General features: G+C 63.9%; 25 protein-coding genes (1 of these 25 cut by a window edge). 15 read left to right on the forward strand and 10 right to left on the reverse strand.

The genetic code is table 11. The features are described 5' to 3' along the window. Positions 1–14: 14 nt before the first annotated feature. Positions 15–554, reverse strand: coding sequence for an SUKH-4 family immunity protein (locus CDQ91_RS16010; protein WP_088473740.1), 540 nt, complete (start codon positions 552–554; stop codon positions 15–17). Between the two features lie 134 nt (positions 555–688). On the opposite strand from CDQ91_RS16010, the gene CDQ91_RS16015 reads away from it, so the two are divergent. From CDQ91_RS16015 to CDQ91_RS16025, 3 genes are read left to right on the forward strand one after another with little or no spacing between them, the layout of a single operon-like run. Continuing rightward, positions 689–2,284: a helicase HerA-like domain-containing protein gene (locus tag CDQ91_RS16015; protein ID WP_174688520.1), complete on the forward strand. Its 1,596-nt coding sequence runs from the start codon at positions 689–691 to the stop codon at positions 2,282–2,284. Further along, complete coding sequence (locus CDQ91_RS16020) at positions 2,281–2,727, forward strand: hypothetical protein (protein WP_088473741.1); 447 nt, start codon at positions 2,281–2,283, stop codon at positions 2,725–2,727. Before CDQ91_RS16015 ends, CDQ91_RS16020 begins: the two co-directional genes overlap by 4 nt. Positions 2,728–2,780: 53 nt before the next feature. Continuing rightward, positions 2,781–4,067, forward strand: coding sequence for a cytochrome P450 (locus CDQ91_RS16025; protein ID WP_088473742.1), 1,287 nt, complete (start codon positions 2,781–2,783; stop codon positions 4,065–4,067). A gap of 82 nt (positions 4,068–4,149) precedes the next feature. Here the strand turns inward: CDQ91_RS16025 and CDQ91_RS16030 are convergent, their stop codons facing one another. Both CDQ91_RS16030 and queF read right to left on the reverse strand, forming a co-directional pair. Then, a complete protein-coding gene (locus CDQ91_RS16030; protein ID WP_088473743.1) occupies positions 4,150–4,560 on the reverse strand; it encodes an acyl-CoA thioesterase in 411 nt (136 codons plus the stop codon). A 70-nt stretch (positions 4,561–4,630) separates the two neighbouring features. Beyond that, positions 4,631–5,101 (reverse strand): preQ(1) synthase, encoded by a 471-nt coding sequence (queF, locus tag CDQ91_RS16035; protein ID WP_088473744.1) that lies wholly within the window; start codon positions 5,099–5,101, stop codon positions 4,631–4,633. Between the two features lie 158 nt (positions 5,102–5,259). On the opposite strand from queF, the gene CDQ91_RS16040 reads away from it, so the two are divergent. From CDQ91_RS16040 to CDQ91_RS16060, 5 genes are all read left to right on the forward strand, one after another. Further along, positions 5,260–6,546 (forward strand): hypothetical protein, encoded by a 1,287-nt coding sequence (locus tag CDQ91_RS16040; RefSeq protein WP_237246020.1) that lies wholly within the window; start codon positions 5,260–5,262, stop codon positions 6,544–6,546. A 191-nt stretch (positions 6,547–6,737) separates the two neighbouring features. Then, positions 6,738–7,580, forward strand: coding sequence for a 3-mercaptopyruvate sulfurtransferase (gene sseA / locus CDQ91_RS16045; protein ID WP_088473746.1), 843 nt, complete (start codon positions 6,738–6,740; stop codon positions 7,578–7,580). 433 nt (positions 7,581–8,013) lie between these two features. Beyond that, complete coding sequence (gene chrA / locus CDQ91_RS16050) at positions 8,014–9,348, forward strand: chromate efflux transporter (RefSeq protein ID WP_088473747.1); 1,335 nt, start codon at positions 8,014–8,016, stop codon at positions 9,346–9,348. Between the two features lie 20 nt (positions 9,349–9,368). After that, positions 9,369–10,583 carry a cystathionine beta-lyase gene (gene metC, locus CDQ91_RS16055; protein ID WP_088473748.1) on the forward strand — a complete coding sequence of 405 codons (1,215 nt, stop codon included), beginning with the start codon at positions 9,369–9,371 and terminating at the stop codon, positions 10,581–10,583. After that, positions 10,580–11,503: a mechanosensitive ion channel family protein gene (locus CDQ91_RS16060; RefSeq protein ID WP_088473749.1), complete on the forward strand. Its 924-nt coding sequence runs from the start codon at positions 10,580–10,582 to the stop codon at positions 11,501–11,503. The genes metC and CDQ91_RS16060 overlap by 4 nt, the downstream gene beginning before the upstream one ends. A 113-nt stretch (positions 11,504–11,616) precedes the next feature. On the opposite strand, the gene ppa is transcribed toward CDQ91_RS16060, so the two are convergent. The 3 genes from ppa to CDQ91_RS16075 form a co-directional block, all read right to left on the reverse strand. After that, the gene (ppa, locus tag CDQ91_RS16065) at positions 11,617–12,153 is read right to left on the reverse strand and encodes an inorganic diphosphatase (protein ID WP_088473750.1); all 537 of its coding nucleotides are present in this window, start codon (positions 12,151–12,153) and stop codon (positions 11,617–11,619) included. An 86-nt stretch (positions 12,154–12,239) separates the two neighbouring features. Beyond that, positions 12,240–14,162 carry a M61 family metallopeptidase gene (locus CDQ91_RS16070; protein WP_088473751.1) on the reverse strand — a complete coding sequence of 641 codons (1,923 nt, stop codon included), beginning with the start codon at positions 14,160–14,162 and terminating at the stop codon, positions 12,240–12,242. 68 nt (positions 14,163–14,230) lie between these two features. Next, entirely contained in the window at positions 14,231–14,863 is a 633-nt protein-coding gene (locus CDQ91_RS16075) for a DUF1345 domain-containing protein (RefSeq protein ID WP_088473752.1), read from the reverse strand. A 121-nt stretch (positions 14,864–14,984) separates the two neighbouring features. On the opposite strand from CDQ91_RS16075, the gene hisS reads away from it, so the two are divergent. The 6 genes from hisS (at position 14,985) to CDQ91_RS16105 (ending at position 22,354) form a co-directional block, all read left to right on the forward strand. Next, the gene (gene hisS / locus CDQ91_RS16080; protein ID WP_088473753.1) at positions 14,985–16,232 is read left to right on the forward strand and encodes a histidine--tRNA ligase; all 1,248 of its coding nucleotides are present in this window, start codon (positions 14,985–14,987) and stop codon (positions 16,230–16,232) included. Next, positions 16,232–17,299 (forward strand): peptide chain release factor 1, encoded by a 1,068-nt coding sequence (prfA, locus tag CDQ91_RS16085; protein ID WP_088473754.1) that lies wholly within the window; start codon positions 16,232–16,234, stop codon positions 17,297–17,299. The genes hisS and prfA overlap by 1 nt, the downstream gene beginning before the upstream one ends. Further along, positions 17,292–18,116 (forward strand): peptide chain release factor N(5)-glutamine methyltransferase, encoded by an 825-nt coding sequence (prmC, locus tag CDQ91_RS16090; RefSeq protein WP_237246021.1) that lies wholly within the window; start codon positions 17,292–17,294, stop codon positions 18,114–18,116. Before prfA ends, prmC begins: the two co-directional genes overlap by 8 nt. A 259-nt stretch (positions 18,117–18,375) precedes the next feature. Next, entirely contained in the window at positions 18,376–19,278 is a 903-nt protein-coding gene (locus CDQ91_RS16095; RefSeq protein ID WP_088473755.1) for a DUF4167 domain-containing protein, read from the forward strand. Positions 19,279–19,394: 116 nt separating this feature from the next. Beyond that, positions 19,395–20,777 (forward strand): DUF4139 domain-containing protein, encoded by a 1,383-nt coding sequence (locus CDQ91_RS16100; RefSeq protein WP_419722571.1) that lies wholly within the window; start codon positions 19,395–19,397, stop codon positions 20,775–20,777. An 11-nt stretch (positions 20,778–20,788) separates the two neighbouring features. After that, positions 20,789–22,354, forward strand: coding sequence for a DUF4139 domain-containing protein (locus CDQ91_RS16105; protein WP_088473757.1), 1,566 nt, complete (start codon positions 20,789–20,791; stop codon positions 22,352–22,354). On the opposite strand, the gene CDQ91_RS16110 is transcribed toward CDQ91_RS16105, so the two are convergent. Further along, on the reverse strand, positions 22,351–22,737 hold the full coding sequence (locus CDQ91_RS16110; RefSeq protein ID WP_088473758.1) for an acyl-CoA thioesterase: 387 nt from the start codon (positions 22,735–22,737) through the stop codon (positions 22,351–22,353). The genes CDQ91_RS16105 and CDQ91_RS16110 overlap by 4 nt on opposite strands. Next, positions 22,734–23,036 (reverse strand): hypothetical protein, encoded by a 303-nt coding sequence (locus CDQ91_RS16115; protein WP_088473759.1) that lies wholly within the window; start codon positions 23,034–23,036, stop codon positions 22,734–22,736. Before CDQ91_RS16115 ends, CDQ91_RS16110 begins: the two co-directional genes overlap by 4 nt. Positions 23,037–23,166: 130 nt before the next feature. On the opposite strand from CDQ91_RS16115, the gene CDQ91_RS16120 reads away from it, so the two are divergent. Beyond that, positions 23,167–23,598, forward strand: coding sequence for a CBS domain-containing protein (locus CDQ91_RS16120; RefSeq protein ID WP_088473760.1), 432 nt, complete (start codon positions 23,167–23,169; stop codon positions 23,596–23,598). 25 nt (positions 23,599–23,623) lie between these two features. Here the strand turns inward: CDQ91_RS16120 and CDQ91_RS16125 are convergent, their stop codons facing one another. Both CDQ91_RS16125 and CDQ91_RS16130 read right to left on the reverse strand, forming a co-directional pair. After that, positions 23,624–24,601, reverse strand: coding sequence for a glycosyltransferase family 2 protein (locus CDQ91_RS16125; protein ID WP_158213695.1), 978 nt, complete (start codon positions 24,599–24,601; stop codon positions 23,624–23,626). Between the two features lie 35 nt (positions 24,602–24,636). Then, positions 24,637–25,000, reverse strand: partial view of an oligosaccharide flippase family protein gene (locus CDQ91_RS16130; RefSeq protein ID WP_088473762.1) — the 3' end only. It continues 1,103 nt past the right edge of the window; 364 of the gene's 1,467 nt are visible here — the last part of the coding sequence; its start codon lies beyond the right edge, outside the window; the stop codon is at positions 24,637–24,639.

Consider the following 25,000-nt stretch of genomic DNA (forward strand, 5'->3'; position numbering starts at 1 on the left):
CCCAGCGACCGCGCTCAGGCGGCAGTAGCGGCCCGATCAGATCCCACTCCGCGTCCGACAAATCCCCGCGACCCATGACTGCCCCTCAAAAAGCAGTCTTGAATCAGAACAAGGCGGGTTTGGGAATCCCTTTTGTCAACACGGCCTAGAGAAAGCGCCCCGTCAAAGTCCGGCGCGGTTGCGGCTTCGTCAATCAAATCGCGATATCGCAGAAGCGAAGCCGCAAGAGTTGGAACATCGTGGTTTACGTATGACGGTTCAAACTTTTCGTCGTGATCTAAGAGCAGGACGGCGCCAGTTTTATCGATAACAATAGGGTTTCCGGCACCGTCCGACCCGATAGCCAGATAGTCGTTGCGGGCGCCTTCCGGCAGCCAATCGAGCGACTGCTGTCCGAAGCTGAGGCAGGGAGCTGCTTCCACCGGAAGGCCAGCGATAGTCAAAAAATGCTCGGCCTCTGCCGTCGTCTGGGCGTGACCAATCTCTTCACCGGTAAAGCGATACAGCGTGTCGCCCTCCCGCTCCCATGCTGCTTTGAAATCCTGTGCATCCATCGGAGCTTTATGGAAACTTCTTCAGGCGTCCGCAATTGGTCGCAAGTGGCCGTCCAGCACGCCCGTTTGTCGATTGCCTGACCTTCCCCTCCGCTCTAGACCTTGAGAGCAGGTTTCAGAGCGGAGGATAGCGGGTGAGCGACGTCAGCACGGCAAGCGAGATTTATATCGGTCTGGGCGGGGGCGGAGCGCCCGATGGCCCGCGCCAGTCGCTGGTGCTCAAGCGCGCGAACCGCCATGGGCTGATCGCCGGGGCGACCGGCACCGGCAAGACGGTGACGCTTCAGGGCCTCGCCGAAGGCTTTTCGGCGGTCGGCGTTCCGGTGTTCGTCGCCGACGTAAAGGGCGATCTTGCCGGCATGGCGATGGCGGGCAGCCCGACGTCGAAGATGCACGAAATTTTCGGCGCCCGTGCCGCCGAGATTGGCGACAGCGACTGGGCCTATCACGATAATCCGGTGATCTTTTGGGACCTGTTCGGTGAGCAAGGACACCCCGTCCGCACGACGATTTCCGAAATGGGGCCGCTGTTGCTCGCGCGGCTGATGGGACTCAACGAAGTGCAGGAAGGCGTGCTCGCGATCGCGTTCCGCATCGCCGACGAACAGAATCTGCTGTTGCTCGATATGGGTGATTTGCAGGCGATGCTCAGCTGGTGCGCCGAAAATGCCGCCGAACTGACGACCAAATATGGCAATGTGTCAAAGGCGACCGTCGGCACGATCCAGCGCCAATTGCTCACGCTCGAAAGTCAGGGCGGCGCGAATTTCTTTGGCGAACCGGCGCTCGACATCATGGACATGATCCGGTGCGACGAGAATGGGCGCGGCTATGTCAACATCCTCGCCGCCGACAAGCTGATGGCGAGCCCCAAGCTTTATGCGACCTTCCTGCTGTGGTTGCTGTCCGAAATGTTCGAGACGCTGCCCGAGGTCGGCGATCCCGACAAGCCGAAGCTCGTCTTCTTCTTCGACGAGGCGCATCTGCTGTTCGACGACGCCCCTCCCGCGCTGGCCGACAAGATCGAACAGGTGGTGCGCCTGATCCGCTCGAAAGGCATCGGCGTCTATTTCGTCACGCAAAACCCGATCGACATTCCCGAGGATGTGGCGGGCCAGCTCGGCAACCGCGTCCAGCACGCCCTGCGCGCTTTCACCCCGCGCGACCAGAAAGCGGTCAAGGCGGCCGCCGACACCTTCCGCCCCAATCCAAAGGTCGATGTCGGGCGCGAGATCACCGAATTGAAGGTCGGTGAGGCGCTGGTGTCACTGTTGATGGCCGATGGCGCGCCATCGCCGGTTGAACGCACGCTGATCAAGCCGCCCTGCTCGCGCGCCGGGCCGATCGACGCCAAGGAACGCGCGATCATCAAGTCGATTTCGCCCGTCGAGGGCAAATATGACACCGTCGTCGATCGCGAGAGCGCCGAGGAACTGCTCGCGGCGAAGGCCGATCAGGCGCAGGCTGCCGCGATCGAGGCCAAGGCGCAGGCCGAGGCCGACAAGCAGGCCGCGATTGCCGCCAAGGAAGAGGCGAAGCAAAAGGTCATCGAAGAACGCGCACGGTTGCAACAGGAAAAGATTGCGGCGCGCGAAGCCGCGAAGCTCAGCTTTGCCGAGAAGATGGTGCAGTCGGCGGCACGCTCCGCCGCGACGAACCTTGGCCGGCAGGTCGCGGGCAAGTTTGGCGGCCAGCTGATGCGCGGCATTTTGGGCAGCTTGTTCAAGTGAGCGAAGGCGATGCCGCGCAGATGGAGGCGAGTCTTGCGGCCGTCGCCGAAGCCGGCATCGACATTCGCCACGCTTTGTTCGACCGCTTCTTTGTGGCCTTTCCCGATCGGCGCGCAAGCTTCATGGTCGTCGATGCCTCGTCGCGGCGGATGACCGACGAAACGCTGCAAATGATGTTCGGCCTCGCGAAGGGCGAGGGCTGGGTGTGGCCGCTGGTTTGTGAACTCGTCCATACCCATCGCGCCTATGGCCCGCTGCCGATTAGCGAATATGATGCCTTTATCGACATGACGGTGGTGGAACTGGGCAAAGCCGCCAGCGTGGCCTGGAGCAAGGGTTGTGCCGCGGCCTGGCAGCACCATGCCGACGAGCTGAAGGCGATGATTCGCCGCGCCCGCGCTGAGTGGCAGGCGGCACTGCCCGACCCGGTGACCGCGGGCTGACCTGCCGTTTCTGATGGCTCGACTCTGCCTGCAAATTGCGGCAGCTTCGTTGCATGATAAAACCTATACTGCCTGGAGAGGTAGCCGCCGCCGTCGTCGACCCCGTCGCATACGGTCATTGGGATCCGCTGCACGAACAGCTCGCCTGGGCGCGCGCGAACGCGCCGCTCGCGGTCGCGGAGAATCCCGATCACGACCCCTTCTGGCTTGTCACACGCCACGCCGACATCATGGCGATCAGCCGCGACCCGCAGAATTTTGCGAACGGCATCCGCCCGACGGTGCTGACCAACCGCGACGGCGAAGCGCTGGCGCGCGCCGCGACGCCGAACAATGACGGCCATCTGATCCGCTCGCTGGTCCAGATGGATGCCCCTGATCATATGAAATACCGGCTGCTGACCCAAAGCTGGTTCATGCCGAAGAATCTGAAGATCGTCGAAGAGCGTGTCCGCCAGATCGCGCGCGAAACGGTCGAGCATATGCTGTCGCTCGGCGGCGAGTGCGATTTCGCGCGCGACGTCGCGGCGCATTATCCGCTGCGCGTGATCATGGACATTTTGGGGGTGCCGGCGGAGGATGAGCCGCGCATGCTGATGCTGACGCAGCAGCTGTTCGGGTCGACCGACCCCGAACTCAACCGCAGCCGCGAGGCGATCACCAGCGTAGAGCAGGCCATCGCGATGCTCGATTATGTCATCGCCGACTTCACCCAGTATTTTGCCGCGTTGACCGCCGACCGCCGCGCCAGTCCGCGCGAGGATATTGCGACGGTCATCGCCAATGCGACGATCAATGGCGAACAAATCCCCGACCGCGAAATGTCGGGCTATTATATGATCGTCGCGACCGCGGGGCACGACACGACGAGCGCGTCGACCGCGGGGGCAATGATGGAGCTGGCGAAAAATCCGGCGCTGTTCGAACGTTTCCGCGCGGTCGACAGCGACAAGGCGGGGCTGATCGAGGAGGCGATCCGCTGGACGACCCCGGTGCAGCATTTCATGCGCAGCGCGAAGGCTGATGTCGAGGTCGGCGGACAAATGATCCGCGAAGGCGACTGGCTGATGCTCAACTATGTCTCGGCCAACCGCGACGAGACGGCGTTCGCCGATCCCTTCACCTTCGATCCCGATCGCGAGAAGAATCAGCAGATCGCCTTCGGCTTCGGCGCGCATGTGTGTCTGGGGCAGCATCTCGCGCGGATGGAAATGCGGATATTGATGGAAGAACTGCTGCCGCGGCTGAAGTCGGTCGAGCTGGCTGGTGAACCCGCGCGGGTTGAATCGGTGTTCGTTGGTGGGCTCAAGCGCCTGCCGATCCGATTCGAGGTGGCTTAGGGGCGCAGGGCCAAGCGCTACCCTAGATTGTCGCCCCCGCCTTCGCGGGGGCGACGGATATTTAATCCCGCATCGGCGGTGGTCAGACCTTCTCGGCCGGGAAGAAGCTCGCGACAACGTCGCTCGCGAGGCGCGCCGGGCGCAATGTTTCGGCGTCGATGCAGCACCAGCTCGACTTGACCTCGGCCAGCACATCCTCGCCGCGCTTGATGATCGTTTCGTAGAAAGCGCGCGCGCCCTGCACCTTTTCGAGGATGACTGTCGCGATGACCTGATCGTCGAGGAAGGCGGGGCGGCGGTATGTAATCTCGTGCTTCAGCGCGACCCACAGATGCGCCGCGACCGCTTCGGGCGGCGCGATGTGGCGCCAGTGGGCGAGTACCGCTTCCTGAACCCAGCTCAGATAATGGGCATTGTTCACATGTCCCATGAAATCGATCTGGTCGGCGCCAACGGCGATCGCATGGTCGTGCGGAAGGGAAACGCTACTCATAATGTTGACACTAGTGTCAACATTTCGTGACGGAAAGATGAAATTCAACGAAGTTTGTTGAAATCATCGCCTATCCGCGCCCACGATAGGAGGCGACGCCCTGGTCGGGAAGCCACAAAGCCTCGGGCGGTGCGCCCGACTGCCAGAAAACGTCGATCGGGATGCCGCCGCGCGGATACCAATAACCACCGATTCGCAGCCAGCGCGGCTGCATCTCGTCGAACAGACGGCGGCCGATGCCGACGGTGCAATCCTCGTGAAAGCCTGCATGGTTACGGAAACTGGCCAGAAACAGCTTGAGGCTTTTCGATTCGACGATCGTTTCGCCGGGGGCATAATCGATGACGAGATGCGCGAAATCGGGCTGGCCGGTCACCGGGCAGAGCGAGGTGAATTCGGGCGCGGCAAAGCGCACCAGATAAAGTTCGCTGGCGCGCGGATTGGGCACATAATCGAGAACGGCGGCCTCGGGCGAGGCGGGAAGGTCGCTGGATCGGCCCAAATGCTTGGGGGCCAGCGGGGGATGGCTGGAATCACTCATGGCTTTCGTCTAGTGCCCAGCGCGGCCAATGTCATCGTCAAGATGATCGAGGGACATCCGGCCGGGTTCAGCGTCCATACAGCGGGACTGAACCAATGGAAGCTATTCGGGATCGCGGACGAAGAATGATAAACAGGCATTGGGTGCAGGGAAGCAGGGTGGCCGGGCTGCCGCTGGCCGCGCTTGCGCTGTCGCTGGCGGGCACGGCTCCGGCATCGGCGCAGAGCAGCGAAACGCCAGCGCCCGCGCCGTCCTCCAGCCGTTCCATCGATTTCCGCCTGCCGCCCGCCGACGAGGGCCGCCCGACCGGTGTGCAGGGGCCATCGGACAATGGCTTGCCGCCGCTGGCGCCGAACGAGCGCCGTGGTCAGCCGACCCCGACCCCGACCCCGCAGATCGCTCCACCGCGAGTCGCCCCGACCCAACCGGCACCATCATCCACGACGCCCGCTCCGGCGCCGACTCGCCGCGACGCCCCCGCATCCACGGTCCCGGTCCAGCGCGCGGCACCGGCTCCCGCCGCGGACAGCGCCGGTCCGCCGCCCGAGACTGGCAGCGCGACATTGGCGCCCATCGACAATGCAGCCCCCGCCGCCGCGACGTTGCCATTGCCCCCGCCTCCCGAGGATGCCGCACCGGTGTCTGCGCCCGCGAAAGGCGAGGGGGATATGCCGCTGTGGGCCTGGCTGCTCGCCGCGCTGGCGGCAATCGGCGCGGGCGTCTGGTACTGGCGCCGCCGGTCGGTTCCCGCAGGCGCGATTCCCGCCGACGAGGTCGAGACGCCAGTGCCTGCCGCACGGCGCCCTGCGGAGCGCACCGCCGTCCCGGTTCAGCGGCAGCCGATTGCTCCAACCCCGCCGCGTCCGGCGCCTTTGGTCGCTCCGACGCCGCCCATGCCGTCGCCGCTCGTCACGCGGCCGTCCGACGATCAGCGCGCGATGGTGGCGATGTCGCTCCAGATTCATGCGATCCGCCTCACCGCCGAACAGGTTGCGGTGAGCTTCACGCTCGATCTGGCCAACGAAGGAAGCGTCGCTGCGACCGGTCTGATGATCCGTATCGCGCTGGGCCAGGGATCGGCGATGCCCGAGGCGGTACTCGCGCGTTTCTTTGACGGCGCTGGTGGCAGCGTGCTGCGCGATGACATCATGCTCGCGCCCGGCGAGAGCGATCGGGTGTCGAGCGACGTCCTGTTGCCGCGTGCCGCGATCGAACCACTGATGATTGGCGGCAAGCCGATGCTGATTCCGGTACTCGCGTTCGACGTGACCTATCATTGGGACGGCACGGGCGATGCCTTTGGCCAGTCCGCAGCCAGTTTCGTGCTCGGCCGCGCACCGGCCCCCGGTGCGGGCGACAAGCTGGCGCCGCTGCCGCTCGATCGGCTTTCCTGGACCATCGACCGGCCCGGCGCGCGTCCGACTGCGGTACGGCGCAGGCAATAGCTTTTGTGTTGCAGCGCAGCATCGGCTGAGGCACAGCGTTGCCGCGCTTGAAAAAGGGCAAGGCGGGGCATAGGCTGGCAACTTCCCCCGCAAAATAAGTGGGGGCAAAACCCCAAAGCCACAGCAGGATGGCCGACGGGCGGGGACAGGAAGGGCCGGGTTCCGCCGTCGGATCGTAACAGGAGCATGACATGGACGCCTTGGTCTCAACCGACTGGCTGGAACGCGAACTGGGGGCATCAGACCTGCGGGTGGTCGATGCGACGAAATTCATGGCCGGGACCGATCGCGACGCGCGCGCCGAATATGAGGCGGGGCACATCCCCGGCGCCGTGTTCATGGACCTTGCCGAACTCGCAGACGCCAATGCCAGTATCGAGAATATGGCGCCGCCGGCCGAAAAATTCGCCAGCCGCATGCAATCGCTCGGTCTTGGCGATGGCAGCCGCATCGTGATTTACGACGACAGCCCGTTGAAGAGCGCGGCGCGCGCCTGGTGGCTGCTCAAATTGTTCGGTGCGCATGATGTTGCGCTGCTCGATGGCGGCCTCGCCAAGTGGAAGGCCGAAGGGCGCGCGCTCGAGATGGGCAAGCAGACGCTGCGTCACCGCCACTTCACGGTGTGGCGCGATGCCAAGGCAGTGCGTACCAAGGATGAGATGCTGGCGAATGTTGCGAGCAGCGCCGAACAGGTCGTCGATGCCCGCCCCGCTGCGCGTTTCACCGGCGAAGAGCGCGATCCGCGCGCGGGCATGGCCCCGGGACATATCCCCGGTTCGCGCAGTCTGCCGCACAGCAGCCTGTTCAACGCTGATGGCACCTGGAAGCAGGGCGACGATCTGAAGGCCGCCTTCGACGCCGCCGGGGTCGACCTCGACAAGCCGCTCGTCACCACCTGCGGCAGCGGCATGACCGCGACCGTCGTTGCCTTTGGCGCGCATCTGCTCGGCAAGGAAGATGTCGCGGTTTACGACGGCAGCTGGACCGAATGGGGGGCCGATCCGGCAACACCGAAGGCTACCGGCGCGGCCTGATATTTTGCACCCGGCGTGGTGCGCGGATGGCGCGCCACGTCTGGGGTGTTGCGTCCGTTTTTCTCACACAAAGACACAAAGAGTGATGCGTTTACACGCACCGCCGGGTGCGAACGCATCCCTCTCTGTGTCTTTGTGTGAGGCTTTTAATGCCCGCGTCTGACATAGGAACCGCTCGCCCTGAGCTTGTCGAAGGGCTGTTCTTTGTTTCACCGTCGAAGACAGAAGGACGGTGCTTCGACAAGCTCAGCACGAACGGGGGTGGGTGTAGCGGAGCTTTCATCCCGCGCGTTTTTTTCTCGCTTGCCCAGGCTCGCGGCATCGCGCTAATCCCATGGCATCGGGGCGCGGCAACCTCCCGGTCAGGCGTGGGCCGATCCATGCCCAAGCGTTGCTTTTTCAACCGGCTTTGCCGGATGGGAAAGTGTTGCACATGACCGACTTGCCTGCCGAATCCCAACCCCTTTCCCGACCGACCTTCCGGGAAGCCGTGCGCGTCTATGCCCGCATCGGCTGCCTCAGCTTTGGCGGGCCGGCGGGGCAGATCGCGCTGATGCACCGCGAGTTCGTCGATGAGCTGCGCTGGGTCGAGGAAGATCAATTCCTCCACGCGCTGAATTTCTGTCACCTGCTGCCGGGCCCCGAGGCGCAGCAGCTTGCGACGTGGATCGGGTGGAAATTGCACGGGACGCGCGGCGGGATCGTCGCGGGACTGCTGTTCATCCTGCCCGGTGCGCTGGTGATGGCGCTGCTTGCGATGCTCTATGTCGTCGCGGCGAACCTCGACTGGTTTTCCGCCATCTTCCTCGGGATCAAGGCGGCGGTGCTGGCGATCGTCGTCCAGGCATTGCTGCGCATCGGCGGGCGGGCGCTGACGACGCCGCTCAAACGCGCGATCGCTCTCGCGGCGCTGGTCGGAATCGCGGTGCTGGCTTTGCCCTTTCCGCTGGTGATCCTCGCCGCGTTGCTGACCGGCTATGCCGCCGCGCGCTGGCGCCCGGCGTGGCTCGGGCTTGGGGCTGGCGCTCCATCTGTCGGTTCCTCGTCCGAACCGGCGCCGTGGCGCTACAGCGTCAAAGCGATCGGCGTATGGGGTGCGATCTGGGCGGTGCCGTTGTTGCTGGTCTTCGTCACGCTGGGGCGTGGCCATGTATTGTGGGACATTGGCGTCTTTTTCTCGCAACTCGCGACGGTGACCTTCGGCGGTGCCTATGCCGTGCTCGCCTATATGGCGCAGGAGGCGGTGAGCGGCTTTGGCTGGCTGTCGGCGGGCGAGATGGCCGACGGGCTGGGGCTCGCCGAAACGACGCCGGGGCCGCTGATTCTTGTCACCCAGTTTGTCGGCTTCCTTGCCGCCTATCGCGACGCCGCGCCCTTCACCCCGCTGATCGCCGGACTGCTGGGCGCGGGCCTCACCCTGTGGGTGACTTTTGTGCCCTGCTTTCTGTGGATTTTCACCTTTGCGCCGTGGATCGACCGCATGGAGCGCGCGGCCGGGCTCAAAGGCGCGCTCGCGGCGGTCACCGCCGCCGTCGTCGGGGTGATCGCCAACCTGTCTTTGTGGTTCGCGCTGCACGTCCTGTTCGAGCGGCTGATCATGGTCGAATGGGGACCAGTCGCGGTTCAGATACCGGTGCTGGCGAGCGTGCAATGGGATGCGTTGGGGCTCGCTATCCTTGCCGCCGTGCTGCTCTTCCGCTTTCACTGGGGGATTATCCCGATGCTCGCGCTGTGTGCCGGGGCGGGCTTGCTGCTGGATTTTGTCTGACCCCGCGCTAACAAGGGCGGATGAGCAAGGACAAGTATTTCGACGACCAGAATATCCGCCCCGCGACGCAGCTGGTGCAGGGCGGTCGCCGGCCCGAATGGACCGGCGACCCGCGCCTCGGCGGCGGGGTCGTCAACCCGCCGGTGTGGCGCGCCTCGACGATCCTTTACGATAATATCGCTGATATGAAGGGGCGCGGCCACGCGACACACGATCAGCTTTATTATGGCCGACGCGGGACGCCGACGGTGTGGGCGCTGGCCGACGCGCTGACGGGGATGGAGCCGGGGGCTGAAGGGACGTTGCTCTATCCTTCGGGGGTCGCGGCGATTGCGGCGGGGCTGCTCGCCTTGTTGTCGCCGGGCGATCATCTGTTGATGGTCGACAGCGCCTATGAGCCGACGCGGTCCTTTTGTAACGGGATGCTCGCGCGCTATGGCGTCGAAACCACCTATTATGATCCGCTGGTGGGGGCTGGCATCGCCGATCTGATCACCCCCGCAACGAAGCTGATCTTCCTCGAATCGCCGGGCAGCCTGACTTTCGAGGTGCAGGATATTCCGGCGATCGTCGCGGCGGCGCGCGATCGCGGCGTGCTGACGATGCTCGACAACACCTGGGCGACCCCCTTGCTCTTTCCCGCACTCGCGCAGGGCATCGACGTGACGATGATGAGCCTCACCAAATATGTCGGCGGCCATTCGGATGCGATGATGGGATCGCTGACCGCGACCAGGGCGGTGTGGCCGCGGCTTCGGCAGGCGACCTATCAGCTCGGTCATGCTGTCTCGCCCGACGATTGCGCGCTGATGCTGCGCGGGCTTCGCACGCTCGACGTGCGGATGGAACGGCACGGGGCAAATGGGCTTAAGGTCGCGAACTGGCTCGCGGGCAGGGCGGAGGTCGCGCGCGTGCTCCACCCCGCGCTGCCCGGTGATTGCGGCCATGCGATCTGGGTTCGCGATTTTCTGGGCACCAGCGGCTTGTTCGGCTTCACGCTGAAGGGCGCCGACGAGGCCGCGCGCACGCGCTTCATCGACGCGCTCGCGCATTTCGGCATCGGCTTCAGTTGGGGCGGCTATGAAAGCCTCGTCGTGCCCAGCGACCCGGCGGGCATCCGCACCGCGACGGCGTGGACCGACTCTGATCCACTCGTCCGCCTGTCGATCGGGCTCGAGGATCCGGCCGACCTGATCGCCGACCTCGAACGCGGCTTTGCGGCGATGGTCGGATGAGTATTTCGGCTGACCTGCGCGGCGGAATTACGCGGACGATCGAGTCGATGCAGACGATCGGGCTCGACGTCGGGTCGTCGCGGCTGTCGCTCTATGGGCTGTTCTCCGCGATCATCGTAGCGGTGCTGCTCTATCTCGCGGTCAAGCTGACCATGCGCGCGATCAAATGGCTGCTCCGCCGCAACACCCAGATCGACGCGACCCAGCGGCTGCTGACCGAGAAGCTGATCGCGATTGCGCTGTTCGTCTTTGCGCTGCTCTTCGGCATCGACCTCCTCGGCATCGATCTCACCGCGCTTGCGGTCTTCTCGGGCGCCGCAGGCCTCGCGATCGGTTTCGGGCTGCAAAAGACCGTCGGCAATCTGATTGCGGGGATCATCCTGTTGATGGACCGGTCGATCAAGCCCGGCGATGTGATCGTCGTCGGCGATGGCAGCAGCATGGGCGGGTCGGCGGCGCTGAACGGGATTCCGAACGTTGGACGCGTCGCCAAGATCGGGGTGCGCGCGGTCAGCGTCGTGACGCGCGACGGCAAGAAGCATCTGATCCCGAACGAATTGCTGATGACCCAGCCGGTCGAGAATTGGAGCTATTCGAGCCGCGAAGTTCGCGTGCGGATGCGCGTGCCGGTCGCCTATGAAAGCGATCTGCGGCTCGCCCAGCAACTGATCGTCGACACCGCCAAGGCCAATCCGCGCATCCTCGCCGACCCCGAGCCGGTGGTGTGGATCACCGCCTTTGGCGAGCGCGCGGTCGAGCATGAGCTTCGCTACTGGATTTCGGACCCCGAAGCGGGGCTCGGCAATATTCAGGGTGACGTGTTTCTGGGCATCTGGGACAAGTTCCAGGATGCGGGGATCGTCATTCCCTATCCGCGACAGGATGTGCGGTTGGTCGGGGCGCCGGACGAGGCGCCATAAATCTCGTTATTGCGAGCGGAGCGAAGCAATCTCCAGCATCGGCAGCGAAGCGACGCAAGCAGGAGATTGCCGCGTCGCTTCGCTCCTCGCAATGACGGGTGTTGGGGCGGGCTTTAGAAGCCGACCTTCTTCGCGCGTTCGATGCACTCGACGATGATGCGCTTGGCTTCGTCGACGTCGCCCCAGCCGTTGAGCTTCGCCCATTTGCCAGGCTCGAGGTCTTTATAGTGGGTGAAAAAATGCTCGATCTGCTGCATCACGATCGGCGGCATGTCGGTGTAGCTCGTCACTTCCGAATAATAGGGGAAGGTCTTGTTGACGGGGACGCACAGCAATTTCTCGTCGCCGCCGGCATCGTCTTCCATCAACAGCACGCCGATCGGGCGGCACTTGACTACCGCGCCGGCGATGATCGGCGAGCGTGCGACGACCAGCGCGTCGAGCGGATCGCCATCTTCGCCCAGCGTGTGCGGGACAAAGCCATAATTGGCGGGATAGCGCATCGGCGTGTGCAGGAAGCGGTCGACGAACAGCGCGCCCGAGGCCTTGTCGAATTCATATTTCACCGGCTCGCCGCCGATCGGCACTTCGATCAGCACGTTGAGGCTGTCGGGGGGGCTGTCACCGGCGGGAATCAGGTCGATACGCATGGGAGAGAATCCTTTGGTTTTTGAATCGGACGCCCCTTAGCCGCTCGCATCGCGCGAAGTCGAGACGCGAACCGATGAAGCGGTGCCTAAAGTGCCCGGCGCGGGGCCAATAGCCGATCGAACCAGTCGGGGCCACTGCCCGTTTTCTCAAGATGCGGCCAGCGCAGCCCGCCATGATATTCGATGTCGATACTGCGATAGCGTCCGCCGCGCTCGACGATCAGCCTGACCGGCGTCTTGCCGTCGGTGGCGGCGCGGATCGCGGCCTCGATGCGCTCGCGGCTATAGCTGACGCCATCGACCGCGATGATCTTCGTCCCGTTGATGATGTCGGCGCGAAAGGCGGGGCCGTCCCATAAGATGCTGCCCGCCACGCCGTCCTTGTCGATGGTCATTCCCAGTGAGTGGGTCAGGTCGGCATTTTTCGCCTGCGCCATGCGGTCGCGGTCATAGGCATTGGGGGCGTCACGCCAGACGAGCCGGTAACCTGCGGCCTCGATGCCGCCGACCGGCGCCGGGCGGCCGGATGTCTGCATCCGATCGCGCAGGAACTTCGCCCAGTCATGGGGATGAACCGCGTTCAGCGCCGCGATAACATCGTCGAAATCATAGCTGTCCTGTCCCCAGTCGACCTCGCGTCCGCCGAAAAAGGCGCGCGCGAAATCGTCGAGGCTCTTCGTGTCGCGGGTAGCGCTGCGGATCAGCATGTCCGCCTCCAGCCACATCAGCGACCCTTCGTTATAATAATCCTCGGTCCGCGTCGCGCTGGGGAAAGAACGCGCCTTGCGCCCCGCAATGACCGGGTCGAGCGTCGTATCCTCGACCGACCGCCAGGCGCGGCCTGCCTGCACGCTGTAGAAACCGGCGTTGGTCGCCCATTCGGCGAGGACCATATCCTTCGACTGCATCCCCGATCGGCCGGCGAGGATCAGGTCCCAATAGCTTGTCTGGCCTTCATAGACCCACAGCAGATTGCCCTGCATCGGGGTGCGGAAATCGGGGGTCCACAGCTTGTCGGGGCGACGATATTTGCCGTTCCAGCTGTGGATCAACTCGTGCGGGAGCAGCCCGCGTTCGCTGTCATTGTCATTCCATTTGGTGAAATAATCGGGGTTGCGGCTGTTCTCGCTCGACCGATGATGTTCGAGCCCGATGCCGCCCAATTCGTCGGTCAGCGCGAGCAGAAATTCATAGCGGTCGAAATGACGGGTGCCGAACAGGGCGACCGCTTCGGACACCAGCGCGGCGTGGCGCGCGATATGGTCGGGGCTGGCCTCCAGATATTTGGCGTCGTCGGCGACGACATTCAGCGTCACATTCTGGCCGAGATCCCATTTGCGGAAATATTTTCCGGCGAACATCGGGCTGTCGACCAGCACTTCATAATTGGTCGGCGCATAGCTGTAGCGATTGCCCGAGACCTTGAGCCCGTCGAGTGCCGCGGCCCCGGTCCAGCCCTCGGGCAATGTCACCTCCAGCTGCACCGGAATCTGGCGGGTGAAATAGCCCGCGGGATAGAGGCTGACCTGTTCCCATTGCAGATTCATCATTGCCGGGGTCGCAACCACCCGGCCTTCGCTCGTTCGCGTCGGCGACAGGAAATCGAAGGCGACCTCGATGCTCTTCACTCCGGCGGGGACGTCGATGTCGAACGCGTAGACATCGGTCGGCTGGCGCGTCCAGCTCAGCGTCTTGCCGCCGACGGTCGCGTTAAACGCGGCCACCTCGGCGATCGCGCCGCGCGGGGCATGCTTGCCGGGCAGCCATTCGGGGTAGAGCAGGGTCAGTTTGCCCGCCTTGGTGACCGGAATCGTCTGACGAACATGAAAAATGCCGCGCGCGAAATCGCGCGCATCGACCTTGAGCTGCATCGTGCCGGGATAAGGCTTGTCGGCGGGCAGCGGAATGGTGAGCGGCTGGATGACCGGTTGCGGGCGGCTGTTGCCGTCCTGCGCATAAGCGGTGGGGGAGGCGATCATGGTCGCTGCGGCGAGCAGTGCGATTTTCATGGTGTAATTCTTGCCGCCAAATGGCCGTGAGGTCCAGCCGCAGCTGGCGAGCGCTTCTGGTTCCCGATTCAGGAACCCGCGATCATGTTGATCGAGAAGGCAAGGATACCGATGTTGAAGACAAAGGCCTCGACGCAATGGCCGGTCGAAACGCGACGGATCGCGCGGCTGGTTATGTCGATATCGGCAGTCTGAAACGTCATGCCCAGGATCAGCGAAAAATGGAGGAAATCCAGATAATCGGGCGCTTTGGTGCTGGGGATCGACAGCCCGCCGGCGTGGCCGCCCTGCGCCTTGTCGGGGCTGTAATAGAGATGGGCATAGTGAATGGTGTAGACGATGCTGGTGAAAAGCCAGACGAGCCCGAGGGTCACGATCACCAGCAGCTTCGAATAATCGCCCTTGCCGGTCACGACCAGTGCCAAGGCGCCCATCACGACCGCACTCACCGCCACCGAGATGAGCAGCAGCGCAGTGCGATTGGCATCATTCGTGCTGGCGTGATGCGCGATCTTCTGGGGGTCGCTGTTCCGAAACAGCGGGATCGTCGACAGAATGAAAAGCGCGGTAGCCGCGTCGAAACCGATCAGGAAATCGCGAAGCGCGGTGTCGCCCCGGCTCGCCGCCCAGAGCGCGGCGACGACCAGCGCCGCAGCATAGGCGAGGAAGCGCGGCGGTGCGATGCGGTTGCCGAGGGCCATCCGCGAAGCTTAGCGAAGCGGGGGGCGATCGCATAGGGGGCCGGCACATGCCGCAACGACGCGGCGCGTCCTCTGCAAGCGCGCTTTGCGTTTCGCCGAAAAAGCATTAGACGCCGCGGCCATGAGCAAGGACAAATCCGCGAAGATTCCAACCCCGCAGCCCGTGCGCGGCACCCAGGACATGCTCGGCGATTTCGCCGACCGTTTCGCGCATGTGGTTGACACTTTCGACCGGGTGCGCCGCCTCTATGGTTACAAGCGTATCGAGGTGCCCGTGATCGAGCCGACCGCGGTGTTCGCGCGCTCGCTCGGCGAGACGACCGACGTCGTGTCGAAGGAAATGTATTCGTTCGAGGATCGCGGCGGCGAATCGATTACGCTGCGCCCCGAATTCACCGCGGGCATCGCGCGCGCCTATATCAGCAACGGCTGGCAGCAGTTCGCGCCGCTCAAGGTCGCAACCCACGGCCCGCTGTTCCGCTACGAGCGTCCGCAAAAGGGGCGCTATCGCCAGTTTCACCAGCTCGACGCTGAAGTGATCGGCAGCGATAGTCCGCTCGCCGACGCCGAACTGCTGGTCTTCGCCGATCAGCTGCTCAAGGAATTGGGCATATCTGAAGGCGTGACGCTGACGCTCAACACGCTCGGCGATGCGGCGAGCCGCGACGCCTGGCGCGCGGCGCTGGTCGAACATTTCGAAGCGCATCGCGGCGATCTGTCCGAAGACAGCCTCGCGCGACTCGACAAGAATCCGCTGCGCATCCTGGACAGCAAGGATCCGAAAGACCGGCCGGTCGCCGATAGCGCACCCGATATTGACGCCTATCTGACCAGCGAGGCGCAGGATTTCTTCGGCGCGGTGACCGCGGGCCTCGACGCTGCAGGCGTCGCGTGGGAACGCAATGCGCGGCTCGTGCGGGGGCTCGATTATTATCGCCACACCGCGTTCGAATTCGTCACCGACCGTTTGGGCGCACAGGGCACCGTGCTCGGCGGCGGGCGCTATGACGGGCTGATCGAAGCGCTCGGCGGGCCGCCGACCGCAGCGGTCGGCTGGGCGGCCGGGATCGAGCGGCTTGCGATGTTGGTGGGCGACGACGTCATCGACAACCGTCTCGACTTCGTGATTGCCGTTGAGGACGATAGTCAGCTTGCGCTAGCGATGAAGATGCTGGCGGCGCTGCGCAATGGGGGCTTCGCGACCGAAATCGTCGCGAGCGGATCACCTCGCAAGCGTTTCGATAAGGCGGCGAAGATTCCTGCGCGAGCGCTGGTTGCTATCGGTATGCGTGATGGCGTCTCCTACACCAATATGCGTGGTGACGAGGAGTTGACGATTGTGGCCAACCGGACCATTCGCGCGCTCTGATGGCATCCGTTTCCGCCAAGCAGATCGATGCGATCATCGAACGCCACGCTGCGCTGCAGGCGCGCATGGCGACTGGCGATATGGCGCCCGCCGATTTCGTCGCGGCGTCGAAGGAATTTGCCGAGCTCGAACCCGTCGCGACCGCGGCGCGCGAAGTCGTGCGGCTGCGCGGCGAACTCACCTCGCTGGGCGAAATGCTCGCCGATCCCGAGATGAAGGCGATGGCGGCTGAAGAAATCGCCGCGGTCGAGGAGGCGCTGCCCGCCGCCGAGCATGACCTCGCGATCAAGCTGCTGCCCAAGGATGTCGCCGATGCGCGCGCCGCGATGCTCGAAATCCGCGCCGGCACCGGCGGCGACGAAGCGGCGCTGTTCGCGGGCGATTTGCTGCGCATGTACAGCCGCTATGCCGATGCGCAGGGCTGGAAGGTCGAGGTCATTTCGGCGAACGAGACCGATGGTGGCGGCTATAAGGAAGTTGTCGCCAGCCTGTCGGGGCAGGGCGTCTTCGCCAAGCTCAAGTTCGAGAGCGGCGTCCACCGCGTCCAGCGTGTCCCCGCGACCGAAAGCCAGGGCCGCATCCATACCAGCGCGGCGACCGTAGCGGTGTTGCCCGAGGCCGAGGAAGTCGATGTCGCGATCAGCGATAGCGACCTCAAGATCGACATTTACCGCGCGTCGGGAGCAGGCGGCCAGCACGTCAACACCACTGACAGCGCAATCCGCATCACCCATATCCCCAGCGGCCTCGTCGTCATCCAGCAGGACCAGCGCAGCCAGCACAAGAACCGCGCGAAGGCGATGCAGGTGCTGCGCGCGCGGCTCTATGATCTGGAGCGCGCAAAGATCCACGATGCCGAAGCGTCGGCGCGCAAGTCGATGGTCGGGTCGGGCGACCGCTCCGAACGCATCCGCACCTATAATTTCCCGCAAGGCCGGGTGACCGACCACCGCATCAATCTGACCCTCCACCGCCTGCCCGAAATATTGGAAGGGCAGATGGACGAGTTGATCGACGCGCTGATCGCCGAGGATCAGGCGCAGCGGCTGGCGGGACTGGGTGACTGACGTTCAGGCCGCGCTGCGCGACGCGGCGCAGCGACTCGCGAGCGTGTCGGACACCCCGCGCCTCGATGCCGAATTGCTGATGGCGCATGCACTGGATGTCGAGCGACAGGCGTTGCTGCTCGACCCGACGCGTTTTGCGGTACCGGAAGGCTTCGCGGCGCTGATCGAGCGCCGGCTGGCATCTGAGCCCATCGCCTATATTGTAGGCTATCGCGATTTCTGGACGATCCGGCTGACGGTCGGTCCCGGCATGCTGATCCCGCGTCCAGATAGCGAGACGTTGATCGAGGCCGCGATCGACCATTTCGAGGCAGTGGCACCGCGGCGCATTCTCGATCTCGGAACTGGTCCGGGCACGTTGCTCCTCGCTGCGCTATCGCAATGGCCCGATGCGCATGGTCTGGGGATCGACGAGTCGGAAAAGGCGATCGCCTATGCCGAAGACAATGCGCATGACCTTGATATGGAGTTGCGCGCGAGTTTCCGTCTTGGAGATTGGGCGAAAGGGCTCAACGGCCAATTCGACCTCATCCTCTGCAACCCGCCCTATATCGGCGACACTGAAAAATTGATGCCCGACGTCGCCGATCACGAACCCTCGGGCGCGCTTTTCGCCGGCCCTGACGGCCTCGATGACTATCGGCGGATCATTCCCGATCTGCCGCGTTTGCTGGCGCCGGATGGTGTCGCGATCCTTGAAATCGGCGCCACGCAACATATCTCGGTAAGGAAGCTTGCCGAAGCGGCGGGTTTCAAAGTCGCATGCCACCAGGATCTGGGAGGACGCGACAGGGCGCTGTTGCTGACCCGCGCCTGACAATCGTGCAAGAAATTGCTTGGTTCCGCGCCCAAAGCGCGGTAGGGGCGGGTTACAGGCTTGATCGGGGTCCCTTTGGCGATGCAAAGCATCGATACTGGTCCGTCGGGTCTGCTTCCCATTTACGATGCTGGTGCGGAACCCCAGGGTTTCGCGCAAGCGGTAGAGGGCAAGAGCCGCGTGAGAAGCGCGGGCGCGACGCGCAAATGGCGCAGTCGGCCAAAAGGGGTTGGCGTAGCTTATTAGCTTATTCGACAGGATGTCTCAGTTGAACATGAACAACCGGCAGAGCGGTCGCCGTCGCGGCCGCAACAACAACGGCAGCAACAACAATAATAACCGGCCGCAATCGGGCGGGCGCGGTGGTGTCGATCAGGCGAACCGTATCGACAGCCGCGCACGCGGCAACGGCGCCCAGATGATCGAGAAATACCGCAATCTTGCGCGCGATGCGCAGTTGGCGGGTGATCGGGTCCAGACCGAATATTATCTGCAGTTTGCCGACCATTATTTCCGCGTCGTGAGCGATTTCCGCATCCGGCAGGAAGAAAAGAACGCCCAGAACGGCCAGGAACGCAGCCATGACCGGAGCCGCGAAATTCGCGGCGTCGAAGATTTCGACGGCCATGACGACAGCGATCTCGACATCGAAAATGATCGCGGCAACGACGATGACGGTCAGCGTGATCGTAACGAGCAACGCGGCGAACAGCGCAATGACCGCAATGACCGCAATGAGCAGCGTGGCGATCGTAGCGAACCGCGCGGCAACCGCGATCGCCGCGACGATGATGACAATCGTGGCAATCGCCAGCCGCAGAGCCGCGCGCCCCGCCGCGATCGTGACGAAGGCCGGAACGAGGTTCCGAGCCGCGAAGCCCAGAGCCGTGAGGTTCAGGGTCGTGATGATAGCGACGAGAATGAAGCCGCTGTGGAAGCGGCGCCCGCGCCGCGCGCGCCGCGCCGCGCTCCGCGACGCACGCGTCCCGTCGAAGCGGATGAAGGCAGCGCCAGCATCGACACGTCGGTGCTTCCGCCTGCGATCGGCCGTCCGGAACGCAGCGTAGAAGCGGATACCGACGACGAAGCACCGGCGCCCAAGCCGCGCCGCACGCGCCGCACGCTCGCGACGCGCACCACCGACGTCGAAGCGGCCGAGTAACGACCCTATTTGACGCTGGTCTTTGGGCCGGACATGACATAGCCTCCCCGCGATATATTTTGCGGGGAGGCTTTTTTATGCGCGCTTTGACAATGGCTTGCGTGCCGGCTGTGTTGATGGCTGTATCTGCGGTCTTCCCCGCGGCGGCACAGGACCCGACGCAAGGGAATGCGCAGGGCGACCTTGCCATCACCATCTATAATGGTGGCCAGTCGCTGGTGCAGGATATTCGCCAAATCAATTTTCCTGCCGGTCGCACGCGACAGGAATTTCCCGACGTGTCGGCGCAAATCCGCCCCCAGACCGTGTCTTTCGCCGCCGATGGTACGGCGATCGTCGAACAGAATTTCGACTATGACCTGCTGTCGCCCAACGCCTTGATGCAAAAAGCGGTAGGCGAGACGGTGACGTTGCTTCGCATCAATCCCGCGACGGGCGCCGAAACGCGCGAGCGGGCAAAGATACTGGCGGTCAATGGCGGGGTCGTTTTGCAAGTCGGTCCGCGGATCGAGATTTTGCGCGACGACGGACTGCCGGTCCGCGTGATCTTCGACAAGATTCCACCGAACCTGCGCGCCAAGCCGACGTTGTCGATCACCGTCGAAAGCAAAAGCGCCGGAACGCGGCCCGCGACGCTCTCCTATCTGACCAACGGTCTCGGCTGGGCGGCCGACTATGTCTCGCTCTTTGACGAAAAGGCGGGGACGATCGACGTCCAGGGCTGGGTCACGCTGACCAACAATACCGGCACGACCTTCGACAATGCGAAAACCCTGCTTGTCGCGGGGACGCCTTCGGGGGGCGGAACGGCGGGCTATGGCAGGTCTTATCGTTCGCCCGGTCCGGGCAATCTGCGCCGCGCGGGTACCGAAACCGCGCCGCGCGAACAGCTTGGCGACTATTATCTTTATCCGCTGCCCGAACGCACGACGATCGCCAACGCGCAGACCAAGCAGGTGAGCTTTCTTGACGTCTCGAAGGTGCCGGCGCAGAAAATCTATCAATTCACCGTCGACGGCTTCAACAACATGACCGAGCCAGCGAGCGCGGCGAGCGTGATCAAATTCACCTCGAGCCGCGAGGGCGGCCTTGGCGATGCGCTGCCCGCCGGAACCGTGCGCTTTTATCAGCGCGATTTGCGCGGCGATCCGCAGTTCATCGGCGAAAATGCAATCGGTCACACGCCGATGGGCAGCGAACTCGGGCTCAAGACCGGCGATGCCTTCGACGTAAAGGTCAAGGCGACCGTCGTGTCGCGCGAGCGGCGTTCGCCCTCGATCTGGCGCTCGTCGATGTCCTACCTGCTGACCAATGCGCGGCCGCAGCCGGTGACGCTTGACCTGATCCAGGATGGGCTCGATTGGTATTGGGACGACACCCGCATTATCACCGAAAGCCAGAAGAGCGTGCGGCGCGATAGCGACGGAACCCAGTGGCGGGTCACGGTGCCGGCGAACGGCGAGGCCACCATCACCGCCACGTTCGAAACGCGCTACTGACCCGCGCGCCGATGCGCCGCATCGCCCCCCTCTTGTTTCTGCTCGCCGCATCGCCCGCGGCGGCGCAATCGGTCGTCACCTCGGTGGCGCCCGAAAAGGTCGCCGTCAGCGTCTTTCGCGATCCTGATCGCGACGAGGGCGGCGAGATCAACCGCGACTGGCTGAACGGCTTTGCGCTGATTTCCGAAACGCGAACGATCGATTTGCCGGCGGGCGAATCGACGCTGCGCTTCGAGGGCGTGGCCGAAGGCATGGTCGCGGTGTCGGCGATCGTCACCGGGCTGCCCGGCGGTGCGGTGCAGAAGAATCGCGACGCGGCGCTGCTCTCGCCCGCCAGTCTTCTCGACGGCTCGCTCGGCAACCGCGTTCATATCCGCCGCACCGACCGTGCGACGGGAAAGGTGACCGAGGAGAATGTGGTTATCCGGTCGGGACCCGCGGGGGCGGTAATTTTGCAGACGAGCGCGGGCTATGAATCGCTGCGTTGTACCGGGCTTCCCGAAACCCTGATCTATGATGGTGTGCCCAAGGGACTGACCGCCAAGCCGACGCTATCGGTGATGACGCGCAGTCCGGCGGCGCAGCGCGCGACGGTGACGCTGACCTATCTTTCGACCGGCTTCGACTGGGCAAGCAATTATGTCGCGCGTGTGGGGCCCGACGGCCGGACGCTGGACCTGTTCGCCTGGCTGACCGTCGCCAACAGCAATGGCGAAAGCTTCGTCGATGCGCATATGTCGGTGCTGGCCGGGACATTGAATGTGGCCAGTGACTTCGATTCGCTTGTCGAAGCGCCGCCGCAGCCACAACTCAACCTCTCCTGCTTTCCGACCGGTAGTGGTCGCAATGGCATCCCCCTGATGCCGCCGCCGCCGCCCGCTCCGCCTCCTTCACCGGCGCCGATGATGGAAGGGGCGGATATTATCGTCACCGCCCAACGCCGCAGTGCACCGCTGGAGATGGTTTCGGCGATTGCGGTGGCCGATACCGCCAAGCTTGAGGATTTGGGCGACCTTAAACTCTATCGCGTGCCCTTTCCGGTCACGGTCGCGGCGAACGGACAGAAACAGGTCGCGCTGTTGATCAAGGACCGTGTACCGTTCGAAACCATCTATCGGTTGCGCGCCAGTCCGGGTGATGAAGAGACGGCGCGGACAACCGAAATATTGCTGCGCATGCAAAATAAGGAGGCGTTACGGCTGGGGGTTCCGCTGCCCAGCGGACAGGTCGCGGTGTTCGAACAGGCGCATGGCCGCGAACTATTGGCGGGCGAGGGGGTGATGCGCGACCATGCGGTCGGTGAAAAGGTCGACCTGGTGATCGGCGAGAGCAGCCAGGTGCGCGTCGATATGGAAAACTACGTTCCGCCCAAAAATCTTGAAAACGCGTATCGGGTCACGGTGTCGAACGCCAACCCCTTTGCGGTGACCTTCGAGCTCGGCTTTGATGTTTACAACACCGTTGCGCTCGATTCGCGGCTGCGCAAGCTGCCACGCAAGGACGGGATGCCGACCTGGACCGTCCGCGTCCCGGCGAACGCGACCCGGACGTTCGATTATCGCGTGCGCGAGGATTAAACCGGCGGCAACGTGCGCGGCCGGTGATTCTCGTCGAGCGCGACGAAGGTGAAGACGCCCTCGGTCACTTTCACATCATCCTCGCCGCGGCCGCGGGTCGCGATGACTTCCAGTCGGATCGCCAGCGATGTGCGACCGCGCCTTTCTATATGCGCGTAGATCGAGATGATATCGCGCAGCAGGATCGGTGCGATGAATTCCATCGTCTCGATCGCGACCGTAGCGACCGCGCCCTGCGCCTCGCGTCCCGCGACGATGCCGCCGGCGATGTCCATCTGGCTGAGCACCCAGCCGCCGAAGATATGGCCGTTGGCGTTGATGTCGGCGGGGCGCGGGACGACGCGTAAAATCGGGTCGCGCGGGCAGTCTGCTTTGTCGGTCATGGTTTCAAATCCGGATCATCTTCGAATGGGTCTTCAATCGCCTCGTCATGGCCGCTGCCGCTCGAAAGAAAGACGAGCCCCATCAGCGCCGCACCGAGCATGACCGACAGACCGACGCCGGCGGCGGTTGCGATCATCATGTGCAGCGTCAGCGCCGCGCCCATCGACAGGCGCAACCAGCCGAGCGCAAGAATGACTGCGCCGAGCGATACCAGCGCCATGCCGCGCATCAACCGGCGATAGCGCGTCCAGGCGACTTTGGCGGTGTCGTGATTGTCGAGTGGAGAGGGTTTGACCATGGCGCCTCATGAACCAAGCGGCGAGCGAGGCCAAGCGCGAATGGCGCCCGTCCTGCCGCGCCCCTTTCGGCATGGGCGCGAATCATGATAGGCTCGGTATCCGGAGAATCGACATGGGGAGCGGCATGGAATGACGATCGGAGCGATACTGCACGGGCGGACGGGCCCGGTAATTTCGGCGCGCAAGGAAGACAGCGTGCGTGCTGTTGTCGATTTGCTGGCGCAGAACCGCATCGGCGCGGTGCCGGTTCTGGAAAATGACATGATCGTTGGCATTTTTTCCGAACGCGATCTGGTTCGTCTGATGTCTTCTTATGGCCCCGAGGCGCTCGACCGCACGCTTGACGACGTGATGACCAAATCGCCGGTGACCTGCGATTCGAATATGGCAGTCATGGGCGCCTTGTCGCAAATGACGCAAAAGCGGATCCGCCACTTGCCGGTCGTCGACAATGCCCGCCTCGTCGGCTTCATATCGATCGGCGACCTCGTCAAATATCGTATCGACCGGATCGAGGCCGAAGCGGCGGCGATGCGCGACTATATCACCGGAGCGAGTTGACCAGCGCGCGGCGCGCGGCTTCCGATCAGGACCGGAGGCTGGAATAGAGCGCACGCGCGGCGCTTTTCGGGTCGCGCAGCAGATGCGCCAGACGGCTTCCCGTGGCGCGCGCTTCCTCCTGACCCAGTGCCTGCCAATAAGCACGCCAGCCTTTGCGCGAGAACCAATAGCGATAATGGCCGACCTTTTCGTCGATCGCCGAATCGAGCCGGCTCCGGTTCGCCGGGGTGAGCGCCAGCGGGATGCTACCGTCGCGCAGGCCCAGATAGACGTGCAACATCTGTTGGGCCCACAAGGCGTCGGTTCCGGCGCTCGTCAGATTATCGCCCTGGCGATAGACATTGGCCGCGTCGAAAAACTGACAGGAAAATCCACCCCGATCGGTCAGCTTGAGCCAGAACAGCCAATCCCCGGCGCGGCGATATTCGGGGAACCAGCCGACGGCTTCGGCGGCGTCGCGCCGGAACATGGCCGAGCAGGACGGGATCATGCTGACCAGCAACAGCGTCGATTGCGGATCGTTGAGCCGGTGCCAGCCGGAACCATCGGGTGCGCCCTCCATGGGGCTGGTCTCGACATCCCGCGCGAGTCGGCTTTCGACAAGGCGCGGCGGCAGGCCGGGGCCGGGTTCGGGCATGACGAACGCATCGGCAAAGCTCACGACCAGCGACGGATCGGCGATCAGCGGCGCGATGAGCCTTTCCATCGCATCAGGGCGAAATTCATCATCCGAATCGAGAAAGGCGATGAGGGGCGTCGATGCCGCCTTCATTCCGATGTTCCGCACCACGCCTTCGCCGCCGTTGCGTTCGGCGGCGATGAAGGTGACGGGCGCGGCGTTGCGCGTCGACCAGCGCGCAACCACATCGGCCGTGTCGTCGGTCGACGCATCATCGACCACGATGATTTCGGCGGGTGCCAAGGTTTGCGCCGCGATGCTGTCGAGCGCGCGTTCGATCAGGCCGCTGCGGTTGTAGGTCACGATGATGACGGTGAAACGCATGATGGGTCGGTGCTCCATGATGATAATGACGGGGGCTATTTCCGGACCATATGGCGCCCGCCGGTTCGGGCCCATGCGGTCGCGGCCAGATTGCGGATGTCACCGGTGAGCGGGTTCCCGGTGACGAACAGCGCGCCAAGCCACAGGCATATGCCCGCGAAAACCGGCAGCAGCATTTCGGAAAAGCTCATCGTCGCCGCAGGCGTGACCCAGCGATACCAGGCGAGGAGAGGGGCGACGGCCATTGCTGCGGCGAACAGATTGCGCGCGTAAATGGCGGCAAGCGCCCCCCAGCCGAAACGCGTCAGCCGGCGCAGAAAGAAGAGATAGATCAGGAACCATATACAGGCATAGGCGACATACGCCGCCGCCGCCGATTCGACTCCGCGCGATGCTCCG

Origin of the sequence: Sphingopyxis witflariensis, assembly GCF_002205635.1 — a bacterium.
Classification (GTDB): Bacteria; Pseudomonadota; Alphaproteobacteria; order Sphingomonadales; family Sphingomonadaceae; genus Sphingopyxis; species Sphingopyxis witflariensis.